Below are 17,499 nucleotides of genomic sequence, written 5' to 3'. Positions count from 1 at the left end.
GGCATGAAAAAAACACGTGCATTCCTAAAATGGGCTGGCGGTAAGTACGGACTTATCGACGAGCTAAACAATTACTTACCTGAAGGCGATGTTCTGATAGAGCCCTTCGTTGGTGCGGGTTCGGTATTTCTGAATACCAACTATTCTCGGTATGAGCTTTGCGATATCAATCCTGACTTAATCACCATGTATCGGATTATCCAAAAACGCGGCGACCGATTCATCAAAGACGCTCAACTCTATTTTAACCAAGAGCACAATGACTCCGAGCGTTACTATGAAATTCGTAAAGAGTTTAATGCTTGTCAAGATAGTTACCAACGAGCTTTAATGTTTTTATATATGAATCGTCATGGTTATAACGGCTTATGTCGTTACAACAAAAAGGGCATTTTTAACGTACCTTTTGGTCGTTATAAACGGCCATACTTTCCGCACCACGAACTAGAAGTTTTTGCTGAAAAATCACAACGGGCGAAATTTCGTTGCTGTAGTTATGTAACTGCATTTAAAGACTTTGGCTATGGCGATGTCGTGTATTGCGATCCCCCATATGCGCCGATTAGTAAATCCGCTCAATTTACCTCTTATAGTCGAGATGGCTTTGGCTTAGAAGATCAAAAACGTTTAGGACAACTTGCTGAGAAAGCCCAACGAAATGGTGCGACAGTGGTAATCAGCAATCATGATTTGCCAATCACGCGCGACATTTATCAAGGCAGTTTACTAGCTAAACTCCAAGTTAAACGTACCATTAGCCCGAAAGGTAATGGTCGTAAGAAAGTTGCTGAGCTAATTGCACTTTATCCAGGTTACCTAGAAGAAGCTAAGGTACAAGCCAATGGACGAGGCTAGCCACGCCTAGTAGCATTGCAATGATTAAGATCACGCCAACAATAATGAAATCGCGAGCCCTTTGTTGTTTAAAATCATGCTCGCGGGTTTTCTCCGATTGCACACCAAATAATGCGCCTAAAACGCTCTTTACTATCGACATGCCTTGTTTTTCTCCAAATGTGGGGGCAACTAGGCTAATATTGCCAGCCATAACGCCATAATCTGAGTTTGATATGAAACCATTTTTAATTGCCCCCTCAATTTTAGCTGCCGATTTCGCACGTTTAGGTGAAGAAGTTGAAAACGTTCTCGCTGCAGGTGCTGATATTGTGCATTTCGATGTGATGGACAATCACTATGTACCTAACTTAAGTTTTGGCCCTATGGTTTGTAAAGCTTTACGTGATTATGGCATAAGTGCAGAAATTGATGTGCACTTGATGGTTAAGCCTGTGGACGCGATCATTCCGCAATTTGCGCAAGCCGGAGCTAGCATTATTACCTTTCATGCGGAAGCTAGTGAACATATAGACCGAAGCCTGCAATTAATTAAGTCTGAGGGCTGTAAAGCTGGTCTGGTTTTTAATCCGGCAACACCGTTGCACTACCTCGATCACGTGATGGATAAATTGGATATGATACTACTTATGTCTGTGAATCCTGGTTTTGGCGGTCAAAGTTTTATTCCGGCGACCTTAGATAAAATTAGATTGGTCCGTGAGCGTATCGATAAGTCTGGTTTTGATATTCGCCTAGAAGTTGATGGCGGAATTGGCGCACACAATATTGCGGAAGTTGCATCCGCTGGAGCCGATGTATTTGTGGCAGGCTCTGCAATTTTTAATCAAGATAATTACCAAACTGCAATTGACGAAATGCGTCAGCAATTAGGAAACATTTAGGCCATGAATAACATTGATTTTAAGGCGTTAGACTTAGTTATCTTTGATTTAGATGGCACTTTAGTTGATAGCGCTCCAGACTTGGCGTTGGCGATTAATAATATGCTACAAGATCTTGAACGTTCGACTTTTGCACAAGAGTTAGTTTGTTCTTGGGTTGGCAATGGCGCTGAAGTCTTAGTTCGCCGTGCTCTAAGCGGCAGTTCAGAAATCAAGGACTCAATTGACGAGGCTCTTTATCTCAAAGCTCGAACTAGTTTTAATCATCATTATGCACAAGGTTTATGGATTAATAGTAGCTTATATGATGGTGCAATTGAGGCTCTTGAACTTCTAAAGCAACATCATATCCCAATGGCTTTAGTAACCAACAAACCTCTTGAATTTACTCTTGAGTTACTTAAGCTTGCTCATTTAGAGTCCTACTTCGAAATGGTATTGGGCGGAGACTGTTTGGCAGAAAAGAAACCAAGTCCTTTGCCTTTGCTACACGTTTTATCTAATCTAGGTGCGCGTGCGAGTCACACCTTGATGGTTGGCGATTCACGCAATGACATTGAAGCTGCTAAAGCTGCTTCATGTCCAAGTTTAGGTTTGAGTTATGGCTATAACTATGGCGAAGATATCGCCAGCTACGGTCCTGACTATACTAGCGACAATTTACACTCATTTTTTCATCAAGCTCTTAATTTGGTAGGTAGTAAATAGCATGACAAAGCCGATTGTTCTCAGCGGAATCCAGCCCTCAGGCGCATTGACTCTAGGAAATTACATTGGTGCTATTCATCAATGGAAACAAATGCAAACTGAGAATGACTGCCATTTTATGATGGTAGATCAACATGCAATCACGGTTCGACAAGATCCAAAGCTGTTACGTCAGCGAACGCTAGATGCGTTTGCGATGTATGTGGCTTGCGGCCTTGATCCTGAGCAAAGTACTATCTTTATCCAATCACAGGTGCCGCAACACGCACAGTTGGCTTGGGCCTTAAATTGCTACACTCAAATGGGCGAGCTGAATCGTATGACTCAGTTCAAAGATAAGTCAGGCCAACATTCGAATAATATTAATGTGGGTCTATACGCTTATCCGGTATTAATGGCCGCGGATATTCTGTTGTACCAGCCGAAATATGTGCCAGTTGGAGACGACCAGAAGCAACATCTCGAATTAGCTCGAGATATTGCTCACCGTTTTAATACACTTTATGGTGACGTATTTACTATTCCTGAACCGATGATCCCTAAAGTAGGGGCGCGAGTCATGTCGCTACAAGACCCAACTAAAAAAATGTCTAAATCGGACGAAAATCCTAAAGCATTTATTTTGCTTGATGATGCACCAAAGGTCATTGCTAAGAAGATTAAAGCAGCGGTAACTGATGCTGACGACCAAGCACGAATCTATTTCAATCCAAGCGAGAAACCCGGTATATCTAATCTGTTAACGCTGCAACACATCGCAACGGGTACATCGATGGAATCTTTGGTCGAAAGCTACGAAGGTAAAATGTATGGTCACTTGAAAGTCGATACTGCCGATGCTGTAGTGGCGATGCTTGAACCGTTCCAAGAACGTTATTATTCGTTACGCGAAGACGAATCGAGCATGCTTGAACTGTTGCACAAAGGGTCTGCGCGAGCTAGAGAACATTCGCAGCCAACACTTGATAGTGTATATGATGCGATAGGGTTTATTCGTTAAACAATCCTTGTGTTCGATATAAAACCAGTACTTGTGTACTGGTTTTTTTTGCCTCCGATTCTGTAATTTACCGCCCGCAATGTAACGTGGTCTTGTCTTATTCTCATTTTCATTTTTCTTGAGCCGATGAAGCCAAGCTTTCTAAGTTATTTACTGATAAAAATACAAGTAACAACAGTAAATTACGCTAGAATATTAAATATGCCTATAAAACAAACTTGTGTATGGAAACTCAATCATAAAGGGAGCTAGGATGTTTCGAAGTTTGTACCAACTGCTGATTGTGTTGTTGTGTTTTAGTTCTATCGTTTTTGCTCGCCCTAACTATTTCATTGAAGATCAAGATCTGAGCCCTAGCCAAGTTGCCGCTCTTCGAGAAGGAGACCGCTTAGCGCGCATGGCGTCTGTTCCTATGTATAACCTCGATATAGAACAATTGCAGAATATATTTGAAGGTGAATTGAAACAGGTGAAAAATGTAAAGGCGATGCGTATTGTAGATGGCTTTACAGGGCAAGAATTACTCCGTTTTTATCGCAACGAAGGGCAGTTAACATTTGGTGATACATTGCCAGAAGCTGTATACAACCTTGATATGCGCAGTTTTGAAGTTCGTTATCAAGGTGAATCTTTGGGTCAGTTGGTGATCTATTTTGATCTAGCGGCGCTTGAAGCGACCATCATTAAAGAACAGATTTCTATTTCAGCCCGGCAAAACTATCAACTTAGCGATAACGAAAGAAAATGGATCCAAAATAATCCACGTGTTCGGATTGCTTTAACCAATTGGGCTCCGGTTATTTTTACTCAGCCAAACGGTAGCCCAGCAGGTATTGCATGGGACTATTTACGTTATATCGAGAATAGTACCGGCCTCAAATTCGATCCTGTCCATTTTGATAATTGGGGGCTCGCGCTTAACGGTTTTAATAACTCAGAAGTTGAGATCTTACCTGCAGTTTTTTTCTCCAAAGAACGAACAGCGTCAGCTGAACACAGTCCGAGCTATTTCAGTCTAGATGAAAGTTTGTTTGTGAAAGCTGAATCCCAAATATCTAGTTTTGCTGATCTCCGAGGCAAACGGCTAGCGATTACACAAGGTTATGCGCATACCAAAGCATTAAAGGAAAACCACCCCGAGATCGAACTCATTACTTATCCTCATTTATCGGATTCAGTGGATGCCGTCCTCGATGGTAAGGTTGCTGCGCTACTTGATGCGCGCTTGGTCATCGACAAGTATCGTCTAGATTACAATATTAGTGGGCTCAAAGTTTTAGAAGACCGCGCCTTTGGATCGCCACAACTACATATGTTGGTTCAGAACACCCAAGCAGAGTTGGTCAGCATTATTCGCAAAGGCTTAGGCCAAATTAGTAATGAGCAACACTTAGCAACTAGCGAACGTTGGACACAGCTAGAAGCTATCGAAATCGACACCATGAGCGTTGTACCCAAGGACATCATTAAGCTTTTAGCAATCTTGGCTACATTGCTTGTCGTGTTAATGCTTATTGCATTCATTCTTAGGCGTTACTCGCGCTCTGATAAAATTGAATTGGCGTTTGGGTCAGACAATTTCCGACGTATGGTGATGCTGGGCTTAGCAACGTTTGCAACCTTGGTGATTGTTGTGGTCATCAACGCTCAAAACACCATTCATAAAAATATGGTGAGTAAAAACGTATCGACATTAAAAGTTCTGTCTGCAACATCGATGGAACGATTGGAGAGTTATATCGGGCGGGCAAGTAATGCTGCAAATGTCTTATCAAGAAATCAGAACCTCAATCGACTGGTTGAAGACTTACTGTTGTTAGAGAGCAATCCTGAGAAACTTTTACAGTCTTTGGAGCTACAAAAAACCCGGGATTATTTAAACCGATTTGAAGATATTACGGGTGAACTCGGCTTTTTTATTATTAGCCCAAGGGGTCTCAGTTTAGCGTCAAAACGCGACGTAAATGTTGGTCAGCTTAATATCATTGCCAAACAACGTGAAGATTTATTTCGACGGGTATTACAAGGTGAAACTGTATTCGTTCCCCCCATTTTCTCTGAGTTGGACGAAATGGAATACACGATGTTTGTGGCAGCACCTATCTACGATAAATTTGGCGATATTATTGCCATATTAACGATACGTTTAGACCCACTCAATGAATACACATCCATCGTTCAAAATGCTCGCTTTGGACAAAGTGGAGAGTCATATGTGCTAAACGATCAAGGCCTAATGCTAAGCAACAGTCGTTTCAAACGTACCTTGGTTGAAATAGGCCTATTAAAAGCTGAACAAAGTAGCACGCTGAATATTCTACTTAAAGACCCTGGCTTTGAACTTACTTCAGAAATTGAAACTCGAAAAGCGAATGCTGGAATTCAAACTCTGACCAAAATGGCGCTCGGGATCCGCAATCATGAGTCAGGTTTTTCACAAGATCCCTACCGTGACTATCGAGGCGTAGAAGTGATGGGTGCATGGAATTGGAGTAAAGAATTACAAGTTGGAATTGCTTCTGAGATCGATTTGAATGAGTCTCTTATCGGTTATAACCGAGTACGAGTAGGTACGTTGACATTAGCTGTGGTGATTATTCTGTTTTGCGCCGTTTCAGTGATGTTTACGTTAAACCTTGGGCGAAGGGCGACTAAGCGTTTGAGTGAATCTCGCGATGAGCTTGAGGCTCGAGTTGCTAGTAGAACCCAAGAGCTACATGAAGAGAAAGCCTTACTGTCGTCGCTGCTAAATAGCTTGCCAGATCTCGTTTACTACAAAAATAAGCAGGGTCAATATTTGGGGCATAATCAAAGCTATACACAGTGGATTGATCCAACCTTGTTACCCTTAGTTGGAAAAACTGACCAAGAGTTAGGCTTCACAGAGCTTGAGCAAGTTAGTAAAACATTAGAGGCTAAGGCTATCCAAGATGACCGAAGTCATACCTCCGAATACGAACTCGTGAATCACGTAGGTGAGGTCAAGATGTTTGACACTATTCACAGTCCAATCCGGAGTATTGATAACGAGGTAGTTGGCGTTGTTGGCGTGGCTCGTGATATCACAGCGCGTAAAAACATGGAGGTAGAACTCGCACAAGCTAAAGAGCAAGCTGAGTTGGCTTCTCGCGCCAAAAGTGACTTCTTGGCCAATATGAGTCACGAAATTCGCACTCCAATGAATGCGATTATAGGTATGTCCTACTTGGCCTTAGAAACGGACTTAAACCATAAACAGCGAAATTACATCGATAAAGTTCATCGCAGCGCCGAATCTTTACTCGGCATCATTAACGATATTTTAGATGTATCGAAAATTGAAGCCGGAAAACTAAGTTTGGAAAACATCCCTTTTGAGCTCGAAGAGGTATTGGACCACATTATTAGTACAGTGAGTCTCAAAGCCGAAGAAAATGGTATTGAGCTGCTGTTGGATATTGACCCTAAAATCAACAGCTCTTTAATAGGAGACCCGCTGCGAGTCGGTCAAATTGTTTTGAACCTTCTCAATAATGCGATTAAGTTCACTAGTGATGGTGAAATTATCATTCGAATTAAACAAACCAGTATCCACGAAAACATTTCTCAATTGCGCTTTGAGGTTCAAGATAGCGGTATAGGAATGAGTCAGGAGCAAATTCAAAATTTGTTTAAAGCATTTTCGCAAGCCGACAGTTCAACCACGCGTAAGTATGGGGGTACCGGTTTAGGTTTGAGCATTAGCAAAACCTTAGCTGAAATGATGGGGGGAGAAATCGGCGTTGAAAGCGAAGCTGGAGTGGGTAGTTTGTTTTGGTTTAGTATCAGCGCAAAGGTACAAGAGCAAGTACAAGCGCCTAAAGTTAAACGTCAACTTAGTTTCTCTGATCTTCGTTTACTAGTTGTAGATGACAATTCTTCCGCGCGAGAGATCCTTGAGCAAATGCTAAGCAATATCGGGGTTGGCCATATTGACCTTGCGGCCAATGCTCAAGAAGCTTTAACTGCTGTCGAGCAGTCGTCGAATGATAATCTGGCTTATGATTTAGTGTTTATGGATTGGAAAATGCCCACGGTTGATGGCATTGATTGTATTCGACTGCTGCAAGAGCGATTTGGACAAACTAGCCCTTCAGTGGTGATGGTAACTGCGCACGGACGTGACGAAGCTTTAGTTGAAGCCCAATCGAAGGACGTTGAACCTCAAGGTGTACTTAGTAAACCTGTAACTGCCTCAAGTTTAGTCGATAGTATAATGGCAGCTTTGGGGCAGAAAGATGGCGCGGTGGGTTTAAAACCTAAAGCCCGAGATAAGCTTGAAACAGAGAGTTTGCAGGGTGCAAAAATACTATTAGTTGAAGACAACGAGTTCAACCAAGAGTTGGCAAAAGACATATTAAGTCACAATGGCTTGCAGGTAGAGATTGCCAACAATGGTCGAGAAGCAATTGACCAGCTTACTTTAGACTCGGACTTTGATGCAGTGCTGATGGATGTACAGATGCCTGTGATGGATGGTTATACGGCAACACGTCATCTCAGAGCTTTGCCTCAATTCAAGCAATTACCAATTATTGCAATGACAGCTAATGTAATGACAAGCGACTTGGAAAATGCGCAGCAGGCAGGCATGTCGGGTCATATCGGTAAACCGATTAACATAAAAGATTTGTTTAAGACGCTCACCAAGCTAGTTCAAGTTAAGCCTGAACGCCAGCAAAGTGTGTCGTCAACTCAAAGTGACAGTCAGCTAGAGCATCAATTTAATTTCGCAGCTTTAAGTTTACTCGATACCAAGCAAGCGTTGCAGCAAGTGAATAATGACAGCCGTCTATATCACAAGCTTTTGGGGCAGTTTTTGGATAGTAACGAGCATACTATTGGCTTGTTAAAGACGGCCTACCAGGAACAGGATATCGACGATCTTAAGCGAGTTGCACATACCTTGAAAGGAGCTAGCGGTAGTATTGGCGCCAGACAGGTTCAAGATCTTGCCAGTCGAATAGAAAACGATAGCAGTACTATAGAATCAGCGATTGTGGATCAAATTGATGAACAGCTATCCTTGGTTCTTAGTCAAATCAGCGACTATTTAGATCAAGACCAAAGACCCCAAAAGCGTGCCAGCAGCGCTCAAATTGGTCTTGATAATCAAGAAATACAGTCGCTGTTGAAGACCCTCCAGGAGCAGCTGACCGAATATGATACTGCTGCAACAGATACGATTGCCATAATGCTTGATATGGATCTCGAGGCTAATACTCGTGCAGCCATCGACAAAGTGGCAAGTAAAATAGATATGTTTGAATTTGATGATGCTCTCGAAGCACTGAGCATACCAATTGCCAATTTAAAATAAGGAATAGGCTCGATGGAAAAAGCACTGATTTTAGTTGTGGATGACAATCCGGTTAATATCAATGTATTGAGTACAATTTTGCGGCCAGATTATAATGTCAAAATGGCAACGCGCGGTGAAAAAGCGCTGGAGATAGCCAATCAGGCGAATAAGCCGGACTTGATTTTACTTGATATTATGATGCCTGAGATGGATGGCTATGAAGTAATTGCGCGCTTAAAAAACAATCCGAAAACCTCGAATATCCCAGTGATTTTTGTGACCGCAAAAATTAGTGTCGAAGATGAGACTCGAGGTTTGGATTTAGGAGCTGTCGATTATATTGCTAAACCAATTAATGCCAGCTTAGTTCAAGCAAGAGTGCGTACTCATTTGGCGCTCTACAATCAAAGTTTAGAGTTGTTCAGGCAAGTTACCGAGAAAACCCAAGAGATAAATCAGACCCGCTTGTCGGTAATACAACGTCTTGGGCGCTCCGCTGAGTATAAAGACAACGAAACTGGCATGCATGTTTTGCGGATGAGTCATTATTCACAGGCAATCGCGCTGGCAATGGGTTTGGATAAAATATGGTGCGATCGACTTCTAAATGCTTCGCCTATGCATGACCTCGGTAAAATTGGTATTGAAGATGCGATACTGAAAAAACCAGGCAAGCTTGATGGCGACGAATGGGAAACGATGAAACAACACCCTCGCTTTGGAGCAGATATTCTTTCCGGTGACGAAAGCGAACTTATGCGCATGGCTCACGATATAGCCTTAACCCACCACGAAAAATGGGATGGCAGTGGCTACCCACAAGGATTAAAAGGTGAAGAAATTCCTTTATCTGCTCGAATAGTAGCGGTCGCTGATGTGTTTGACGCCTTGACCACTGCTAGACCTTACAAAGAGGCTTGGAGCATCGAAAAAGCATGTAGTGTTATTTCTCAAGATGCCGGCACTCATTTTGATCCTGATGTTGTCGAGGTGTTTGAGAGTATCATGGATAAAATATTAGAATTACGAGCCCGTTTCCCAGAACTTAAAACTTAAACCGTAATCGAGCGTTGTCTTGAAAATCAGCCTTATATTTAACTACAGTAAGTCGTCTCGATTACTGTAGTATCTGTTTTCGTCTAAACACCACTTTCAACCATAGATCTAATACCTACTATGCTACTCATCATCGATAACTATGACTCGTTCACCTATAACCTAAGTCAGTATTTTGCACAGCTAGGGCAAGATATTGAAGTGTTGCGTAACGATGCGGTTAGTATTGAACAAATTGAAGCTATGGCACCGAGTTCTATTGTTATATCCCCTGGTCCGTGCAGTCCCGATGAGGCCGGCATATCGCTTTCTGTCATTGATCAGTTTAAAAACCAAGTACCGATATTAGGTGTTTGTCTTGGGCATCAGTGTATCGCGCAGTACTTTGGTGCCAAAATTGTTCGAGCGAATGCTCCTTTACACGGTAAAGTCAGGCCCGTACATCATCAGCAAATAGGTGTGTTTCAAGGGCTAGAAAGCCCGTTTAAGGTCACCCGCTATCATTCTCTAATTGTTGATGAGACGAGCTTGCCTGAGTGTTTAGAAGTTACAGCGCGCAGCGACACAGGAGAAATCATGGGCTTACGCCATAGAGACCTACCAATCCAAGGTGTCCAATTTCATCCAGAAAGCATTTTGAGTGAGTACGGTTTAGATCTATTGAAGACATTTTTAGCTTCTTAAAGAGTAATCTACTTACTCTGGTGTAATTTCCCGCCCTTGGTTGTTTCTAGTTCATAAAACCCCAATTAATCTTGATATGAACAATAAACGCGTAACTATTCACAAGAATTGATGAATAATTTGGCATAACAATTCATAAAGAGTCGAGTTTTTCGAGTCGTTATTCCAATTATTTCCAGAGATATGCACTAAGACTTGGTTTCGCTTCCCCTTGATCCACTGATTAATAAAGCAGTTTCGGTATGCTAAGCTATAGATGTTATAAAATGCAAAGATGTTATTACAAAATTTTAACTTGCATAATGATTCGGATTAAAGGATAAAGTAGAGATTATCCCTTGCTGAACAAAATCGTTAGCAAGCGGAAAAATTGGAACCCAAACTCAAGGATATAGTTATGAAACCAGTCGTTACCCGCGCTCTTTTTGATCAAGTAATGGTCCCCAATTATGCCCCTTCGGCAACCATTCCTGTGCGAGGTAAAGGCTCTCGAGTATGGGATCAAGATGAAAACGAATTTGTAGATTTTGCAGGTGGAATAGCCGTTTCTTGCTTGGGCCACTGTCATCCCGCTTTGGTTGATACGCTTAAGCAGCAAGGTGAAAAGCTATGGCATTTGAGTAACGTTATGACTAACGAGCCGGCTTTGCGTTTGGCCAAAAAGTTAGTGGATAACACCTTTGCTGATAAAGTATTTTTCTGTAACTCGGGCGCAGAAGCCAATGAAGCTGCTTTTAAACTGGCACGCCGTTATAGTTTTGAAAAATTTGGTCAAAAGAAATCTAAAATCATTGCCTTCGAGCAGGGTTTCCACGGGCGTACCTTTTTCACGGTTACCGTTGGTGGGCAAGCTGCGTATTCCGACGGATTTGGCCCAAAACCACAAGATATTCAGCATGTGCCATACAACGATTTAAGTGCACTTGAAGCGCTTATTGACGATGACGTATGTGCGGTTGTTATGGAGCCTCTGCAAGGCGAGGGCGGGATTGTTAGTCCGGCACTTGAGTTTGTTAAACGAGTGCGTGAACTGTGTGACAGCCACAATGCGCTACTAGTCTTTGATGAGGTCCAAACTGGCGTAGGTCGTACCGGTGAGCTTTATGCGTATATGGGCTTAGGTGTAACTCCCGATATCCTAACCACCGCTAAAGCGCTTGGTGGTGGTTTTCCAATCGCAGCCATGATAACCACAGATGCGATAGCTGCTTGTTTCAAGGTCGGTACTCATGGCAGTACTTATGGTGGAAATCCGCTAGCTTGTGCAGTAGCTGAAACGACATTTGATATTGTGAATACCCCAGAAGTTCTTAGTGGCGTTTTGGAGCGTGAGCAATGGTTCCGTGATGGCTTGGAAGCCATTAACAGTAAATATAAGGTATTTTCCGAAATTCGGGGTAAGGGTCTTCTAATTGGCGCTGTGTTAAACGAAGACTATAAAGGTCGCGCACGCGACTTTTTGGTGGCGAGCGCGGACCAACAACTGATGGTATTAGTTGCTGGTGCTAACGTGGTTCGTTTTGCACCTTCACTCATTATTAGTAAAGAAGATGTGCTAGAAGGTCTAGCTCGATTCGAAAGAGCTATCGCAAGTATTGTTTCATAGATTCCAAAGAAACTAATAAACCAAAGGGCCTGTGTGGCCCTTTGTTCTAATCAGTACTATAGCATTGACGTGATTTCATATTGAATTGCGTTTTGACAAAACCCTAGTAGCAATAAACAGCATATCTTGGCTGCTACGAGGGATTGTGCTTCAGATAGGGAGATATGGCGATGTTGTTTATTCGACCCATTCAAAGTAAAGACTTTCAAGCCTTGTTACAGATGTCCGTGGAGTCCGGTGTGGGTTTCACTTCATTGCCCGTTGATGAGCCACTACTACGCGAAAAAATTAACCATTCTATAAAATCATTTGCTGGCGATGCTAAAACGGCTGGCGATCAAAGTTATCTAATGGTGGCTGAGGATAGCGAAACGGGAGAAGTGGTAGGTACAACTGCAATTGATGCCTCCGTTGGCTTGGCATCTCCTTTTTATACCTATCATTTGGGTAAAGTTGTACATGCATCCAAAAGCTTAGATGTCTACAATGTGGTAGATACCTTAACCCTAACCAATGACTACACTGGCGTATCCGAGTTGTGTACTTTATTTCTACGCGAGTCTCACCGTGAAGGAGTGAATGGGCGCTTGTTATCCAAAGTTCGCTTTTTGTTCATGGCGCAGCACAAGCATCGTTTCGACGATATTGTAATAGCTGAAATGAGAGGTGTATCGGATGAACAGGGCAGCTCTCCGTTTTGGGAGTGGTTGCAGGAGCACTTCTTTAGTGTCGACTTTCCAACGGCGGACTATTTAACCGGTGTTGGTAAAAAAGAGTTTATTGCAGAACTCATGCCTAAATACCCTATCTACGTCAGTCTACTGAGTAAAGAGGCGCAAGCGGTGATTGGTGAAGTCCATGAAAAAACCCGACCAGCTCTGCGTTTACTCGAAGCCGAAGGTTTTGACAAACATGGCTATGTCGACATTTTTGACGCGGGGCCTACCGTTCAGAGCTCTTTCTCCCGAATTAAATCTATTCGAAACTCGCGTCTGCTGAAGGTGATCATTGGCAACATTGAGAAAGGTGAAGATCAGTTGGTTAGTAATACCAAGGTAGAAGATTTTCGCGCTTGTTGCGCTAAAGTCATCAGCGACGAGTTTGAACAAACCATTATCATCGATGCTCATACAGCAGCGATATTACAAGTTAACGAAGGCGATGAGCTTCGCTGCGGCGCATTGCGCCATGATGAACACGAATAAGGATTTAGCATGAGTGCACAAGGATTATTTATTGATGGGCAATGGCTAGCAGGCTCTGCTGCAAAATTTGACTCTATCGATCCCGCTAAAAATGAGAGTTGTTGGTCGAGCCATGCAGCCGATGCACAGCAAGTGGATGCGGCTGTAAAAGCTGCGCGAAATGCGCAGTTTGCATGGTTTCAGATGGGCGTTGAACAGCGCGTTGCAGTATGTAAATCGTTTGCCGAATTACTAACGCGTGATAAAGAAGCCTTAGCTTTATGTATTTCTCGCGAAACCGGAAAGCCGCTTTGGGAAACGCGAACTGAAATAGCAGCCATGATTGGCAAAATAGCGATTTCCGAAAAAGCCTACTTTGAGCGCACAGGCGAGCAAAGCAACCAGCTGCCTATAGCCAAAGCCGTATTGCGTCATAAGCCACATGGTGTTGTGGCCATTTTTGGTCCTTATAATTTTCCAGGGCACTTGCCAAATGGACATATCGTACCGGCTTTAATTGCCGGAAACGCAGTCGTTTTGAAACCTTCTGAGCTCACACCAATGACTTCCGAAATGGTCGTGAAGCTGTGGCAAGAAGCTGGCATCCCCAAGGGGGTTCTTAACTTGGTTCAAGGCGAAATTGAGACCGGTAAAGCGCTAGCAAGTCATGCTGACATTGATGGACTTTTCTTTACCGGGAGCTCTAATACAGGCCACATTTTGCATGAGCAATATGCTAGCCAACCAGGGAAAATCCTGGCACTTGAAATGGGTGGAAATAACCCGATGCTTGTGGAAGAAGTTGGCGATATCGACGCGGCGGTTCATGACATTATTCAAAGTGCCTTTGTGTCGGCTGGGCAACGCTGTACTTGTGCTCGTCGTCTGCTCCTGCCAAGTGGTGAGTGGGGCGATAAGCTGCTACAACGCTTGCAAGAGTTAACCAGTAAGATTGAATTAGGACATTACGACGCGCCTGAGCAGCCATTTATCGGCTCTATGATAAGCGTAAAAGCCGCGCAGGGTATGGTCGCTGCCCAGCAGAACCTTGTAGAATTGGGGGCAAAGGTTATTGTTGAACTGCGGCATCTCGACCAACGTACTGGCTTTGTTTCGCCGGGTATCTTAGAAGTAAGCGATATTCAAGACTTACCAGACGAAGAGTACTTTGGGCCCTTACTGCAAGTGATCCGCTACCAAGACTGGGATCAAGCAATTCACATCGCTAACAATACTCGTTTTGGTTTGTCTGCTGGGCTAATTAGTGATAGCGAGTTGCATTGGAACGACTTCCTAGCCCGCAGTCGAGCTGGCATTGTAAACTGGAATAAACCCATCACTGGCGCGTCTAGCGCAGCTCCTTTTGGGGGCGTTGGGGCTTCTGGCAATCATCGTGCTAGTGCGCTTTATGCCGCTGACTATTGTGCCTATCCGGTTGCATCGATGGAAGCTGAGCGCTGCGAACTACCAAGTACATTAAGCCCGGGATTGAAGTTTTGAGTTCAGTTTTTGGAGGGGTAACTAAGCTCGTTTAACCCGAGCTACCTTACTCATCGGAATCACAGCAACATCGGAGGCAAGGATGCAGCAACAACAAATTTTTGATGCTCTATGGCATCAGTATTTGAAGGTGACGCCAAGCGCGCAAGCAATTCACCAGCTCTTAGGTCATGGTCATGAAATAATAAATGACCATATAGCTCTGCGCACATTAAACCTACCTGGTATGGGGGAGGCGGTATTAGGTCAGCATTTTATTGATGCTGGGTTTAAGCAAGCTGATGCCTATCATTTTGAGAGTAAAAAGCTGCGAGCGCATTACTACTTGCACCCAGACCCAAAGGTTCCGAAAGTATTTATCAGCGAACTTTGTGTTGATTTACTCAGTGAGCAAACTCAAGCATTGCTAGCTAAGCTGCTGCAAAACTTTGATGTAAAGTGCTTGAGTGAGCCGAGTGTGCTTTGGTCAGGCAGAGCTTGGGAAATAAGCTTTACGGACTATCAGGCTTTGTTGAACGAAAGTGAGTATGCAGCATGGTTTGCAGCCTGGGGTTATAGAGCAAATCACTTTACTGTTAATGTGAATCAACTGCCAAACTTCGACAGCTTAGAGCAGGTTAACACAGCCTTGAAAGCCGCTGGATACCAACTTAATGTTGGAGGTGGAGAGATCAAAGGTTCGCCAGAGGTATTACTCGAGCAGTCAGCAACCCTTGCTGATGAAGCCAGAATCAGTTTTAGCGATGCTGAGCACGAGATCCCAAGTTGTTTTTATGAGTTTGCGCGTCGTTATCCCAATGACAGTGGAAAGCTATATCAAGGCTTTGTTGCCGCAAGCGCAGATCAAATATTTAGCAGTACCAACGCGCGTTAGTATCATTTAGATTCATAAAAAAGGGCTCGCATTGCGGGCCCTTTTTGTTGCGTTTAGATCAGTCTATTTGCTGAACATATCGCTATAGGCAATTGTCTTGCCTTGTGGTTTTTCGTTTGCAAGCTTGGCTTTAGGCGCGCCAGCTTGGCTAAGCCAAAACTCAGGATCTTTCTCTTCGTTGAGTTTAGGTCCACAAGCACCTTGAGCTTTACTTCGTTCTAAGCGTTGTAAAACTTTATCTTGGGCGGCGGCTAAACCATCCATTGCTTGCTGCGGTGTTTTCTCACCACTTGCAGCTTCTGCGACATATTGCCACCATAACTGAGCCAGTTTTGGATAATCAGGTACGTTGGTCCCGGTTGGGGTCCATTGTACGCGTGCATCACTGCGGTAAAACTCAACCAGTCCACCTAGTTTAGGCGCGGCGTCAGTCATTGCTTGCGAGTTGATATCAGACTCACGAATTGGGGTTAAACCAACCAATGTCTTTTTCAAAGAGACGGTTTTGGAGACCACAAATTGTGCATAAAGCCACGCAGCTTGACGACGATCCAATGGTGTTGATTTAAGGAAAGTCCAAGAACCAGCATCTTGATAGCCTAGTTTCATGCCTTCTTCCCAATACGGGCCACGTGGCGATGGAGCCATACGCCATTTTGGTGTTCCGTCTTCGTTCACAACTGGTAGTCCAGGCTTGGTCATATCAGCTGTAAATGCGGTATACCAAAATATCTGTTGCGCGACATTTCCTTGGGCAGGAACTGGACCTGCTTCACCAAAGGTCATGCCTTGCGCTTCAGGTGGGGCGTATTTTTGCAGCCATTCAACATATTTAGCGGTTGCAAATACGGCGGCTGGACCGTTGGTTGCTCCGCCGCGACTGACGCTCGAACCTACCGGTTGACAACCTTCTACGCGGATACCCCATTCATCCACAGGAAGACCGTTTGGAAGACCTTTGTCGCCAGCACCAGCCATAGACAACCACGCATCAGTAAAGCGCCATCCCAGTGAAGGATCTTTCTTGCCGTAGTCCATGTGACCATAGACAGTTTGACCATCAATGGTTTTCACTTTTTCTGAGAAGAACTCTGCTATGTCTTCATAGGCAGACCAGTTTAGAGGAACACCCAACTCGTAGCCGTACTCCATTTTGAACTTTTCTTTAAGGTCATCGCGCTCAAACCAATCAGCTCTAAACCAGTATAGGTTGGCAAATTGTTGGTCTGGTAATTGGTATATTTTACCATCTTGTCCAGTTGTGAAGCTGATACCAATAAAGTCTTCAATATCAAGTGTTGGCAAAGTGACGTCTTTGCTGTCTCCCGCCATCATGTCTGAGATAGGAACCACTTGTCCGTAGCGCGAGTGAGTACCGATCAAGTCTGAATCATTGATATAGCCGTCATAGATATTACGACCCGATTGCATTTGGGTCTGTAGCTTTTCAACCACATCGCCCTCTTGAATTAAGTCATGATTAATCTTAATGCCGGTAATTTCGAAAAACGCTTTGGCAAGCGTCTTTGCTTCATACTCATGCGTAGTAATGGTTTCTGAAGCGACATTAATTTCCATGCCCCGATAGGGCTTAGCTGCTTCGATGAACCATTGTAGTTCTTCAAGCTGCTGCGCTTGGCTAAGTGTTGATGGAACAAATTCGTCATTTGCCCATTGCTGTGCCGCATCACTGTATTGATCGGCAAACGCTGCTTGACTAAACCCGGCAATGAGCAAAGCCATCGCGACCGGTTTTAGCTGAAGTTGCAGCTTTTGGTGTTTCAACATAATTCTATCCTTGTGATTGTGTAGTGCGCAGTCTCGTTCC

13 protein-coding genes are annotated in these 17,499 nt (G+C 43.7%); 11 read left to right on the top strand and 2 right to left on the bottom strand.

Going from position 1 to position 17,499, the window contains the following annotated elements; genetic code table 11:
• The first annotated feature begins 3 nt into the window (after nucleotides 1-3).
• Entirely contained in the window at nucleotides 4-855 is an 852-nt protein-coding gene (locus DBZ36_RS01415; protein WP_120353144.1) for a Dam family site-specific DNA-(adenine-N6)-methyltransferase, read from the top strand.
• On the opposite strand, the gene DBZ36_RS01410 is transcribed toward DBZ36_RS01415, so the two are convergent.
• Nucleotides 827-1,048 (bottom strand): DUF2970 domain-containing protein, encoded by a 222-nt coding sequence (locus DBZ36_RS01410; protein ID WP_233558073.1) that lies wholly within the window; start codon nucleotides 1,046-1,048, stop codon nucleotides 827-829. The genes DBZ36_RS01415 and DBZ36_RS01410 overlap by 29 nt on opposite strands.
• 22 nt (nucleotides 1,049-1,070) lie before the next feature.
• Between DBZ36_RS01410 and rpe the strand changes: the two genes are divergently transcribed.
• The 10 genes from rpe to DBZ36_RS01360 all read left to right on the top strand — a co-directional run bounded on the left by rpe (nucleotide 1,071) and on the right by DBZ36_RS01360 (nucleotide 15,671).
• Nucleotides 1,071-1,739: a ribulose-phosphate 3-epimerase gene (gene rpe / locus DBZ36_RS01405; RefSeq protein ID WP_120353143.1), complete on the top strand. Its 669-nt coding sequence runs from the start codon at nucleotides 1,071-1,073 to the stop codon at nucleotides 1,737-1,739.
• Nucleotides 1,740-1,742: 3 nt separating this feature from the next.
• Complete coding sequence (locus DBZ36_RS01400; protein WP_120353142.1) at nucleotides 1,743-2,447, top strand: phosphoglycolate phosphatase; 705 nt, start codon at nucleotides 1,743-1,745, stop codon at nucleotides 2,445-2,447.
• A gap of 1 nt (nucleotide 2,448) precedes the next feature.
• Nucleotides 2,449-3,447, top strand: a complete 999-nt coding sequence (gene trpS / locus DBZ36_RS01395) for a tryptophan--tRNA ligase (protein WP_120353141.1) — start codon at nucleotides 2,449-2,451, stop codon at nucleotides 3,445-3,447.
• A gap of 253 nt (nucleotides 3,448-3,700) precedes the next feature.
• Nucleotides 3,701-8,785 (top strand): response regulator, encoded by a 5,085-nt coding sequence (locus DBZ36_RS01390; RefSeq protein ID WP_120353140.1) that lies wholly within the window; start codon nucleotides 3,701-3,703, stop codon nucleotides 8,783-8,785.
• 12 nt (nucleotides 8,786-8,797) lie between these two features.
• Nucleotides 8,798-9,823, top strand: coding sequence for a response regulator (locus DBZ36_RS01385; protein WP_120353139.1), 1,026 nt, complete (start codon nucleotides 8,798-8,800; stop codon nucleotides 9,821-9,823).
• Between the two features lie 120 nt (nucleotides 9,824-9,943).
• The gene (locus DBZ36_RS01380) at nucleotides 9,944-10,507 is read left to right on the top strand and encodes an anthranilate synthase component II (protein WP_120353138.1); all 564 of its coding nucleotides are present in this window, start codon (nucleotides 9,944-9,946) and stop codon (nucleotides 10,505-10,507) included.
• A gap of 397 nt (nucleotides 10,508-10,904) precedes the next feature.
• Entirely contained in the window at nucleotides 10,905-12,113 is a 1,209-nt protein-coding gene (locus tag DBZ36_RS01375; protein ID WP_120353137.1) for an aspartate aminotransferase family protein, read from the top strand.
• A 170-nt stretch (nucleotides 12,114-12,283) separates the two neighbouring features.
• Nucleotides 12,284-13,318: an arginine N-succinyltransferase gene (gene astA / locus DBZ36_RS01370; RefSeq protein ID WP_120353136.1), complete on the top strand. Its 1,035-nt coding sequence runs from the start codon at nucleotides 12,284-12,286 to the stop codon at nucleotides 13,316-13,318.
• 9 nt (nucleotides 13,319-13,327) lie between these two features.
• Nucleotides 13,328-14,797 carry a succinylglutamate-semialdehyde dehydrogenase gene (gene astD / locus DBZ36_RS01365; protein WP_120353135.1) on the top strand — a complete coding sequence of 490 codons (1,470 nt, stop codon included), beginning with the start codon at nucleotides 13,328-13,330 and terminating at the stop codon, nucleotides 14,795-14,797.
• Nucleotides 14,798-14,879: 82 nt separating this feature from the next.
• Nucleotides 14,880-15,671, top strand: coding sequence for a DUF1338 domain-containing protein (locus DBZ36_RS01360; protein WP_120353134.1), 792 nt, complete (start codon nucleotides 14,880-14,882; stop codon nucleotides 15,669-15,671).
• A 63-nt stretch (nucleotides 15,672-15,734) separates the two neighbouring features.
• Here the strand turns inward: DBZ36_RS01360 and DBZ36_RS01355 are convergent, their stop codons facing one another.
• A complete protein-coding gene (locus tag DBZ36_RS01355) occupies nucleotides 15,735-17,459 on the bottom strand; it encodes an ABC transporter substrate-binding protein (protein ID WP_120353133.1) in 1,725 nt (574 codons plus the stop codon).
• Nucleotides 17,460-17,499 lie beyond the last annotated feature (40 nt).

It is taken from the genome of Alginatibacterium sediminis (genome assembly GCF_003610775.1).
GTDB lineage: Bacteria > Pseudomonadota > Gammaproteobacteria > Enterobacterales > Celerinatantimonadaceae > Alginatibacterium > Alginatibacterium sediminis.
Note: the sequence above shows the minus strand (reverse complement) of the source record. Positions and strands in the feature narration are given on the sequence as shown.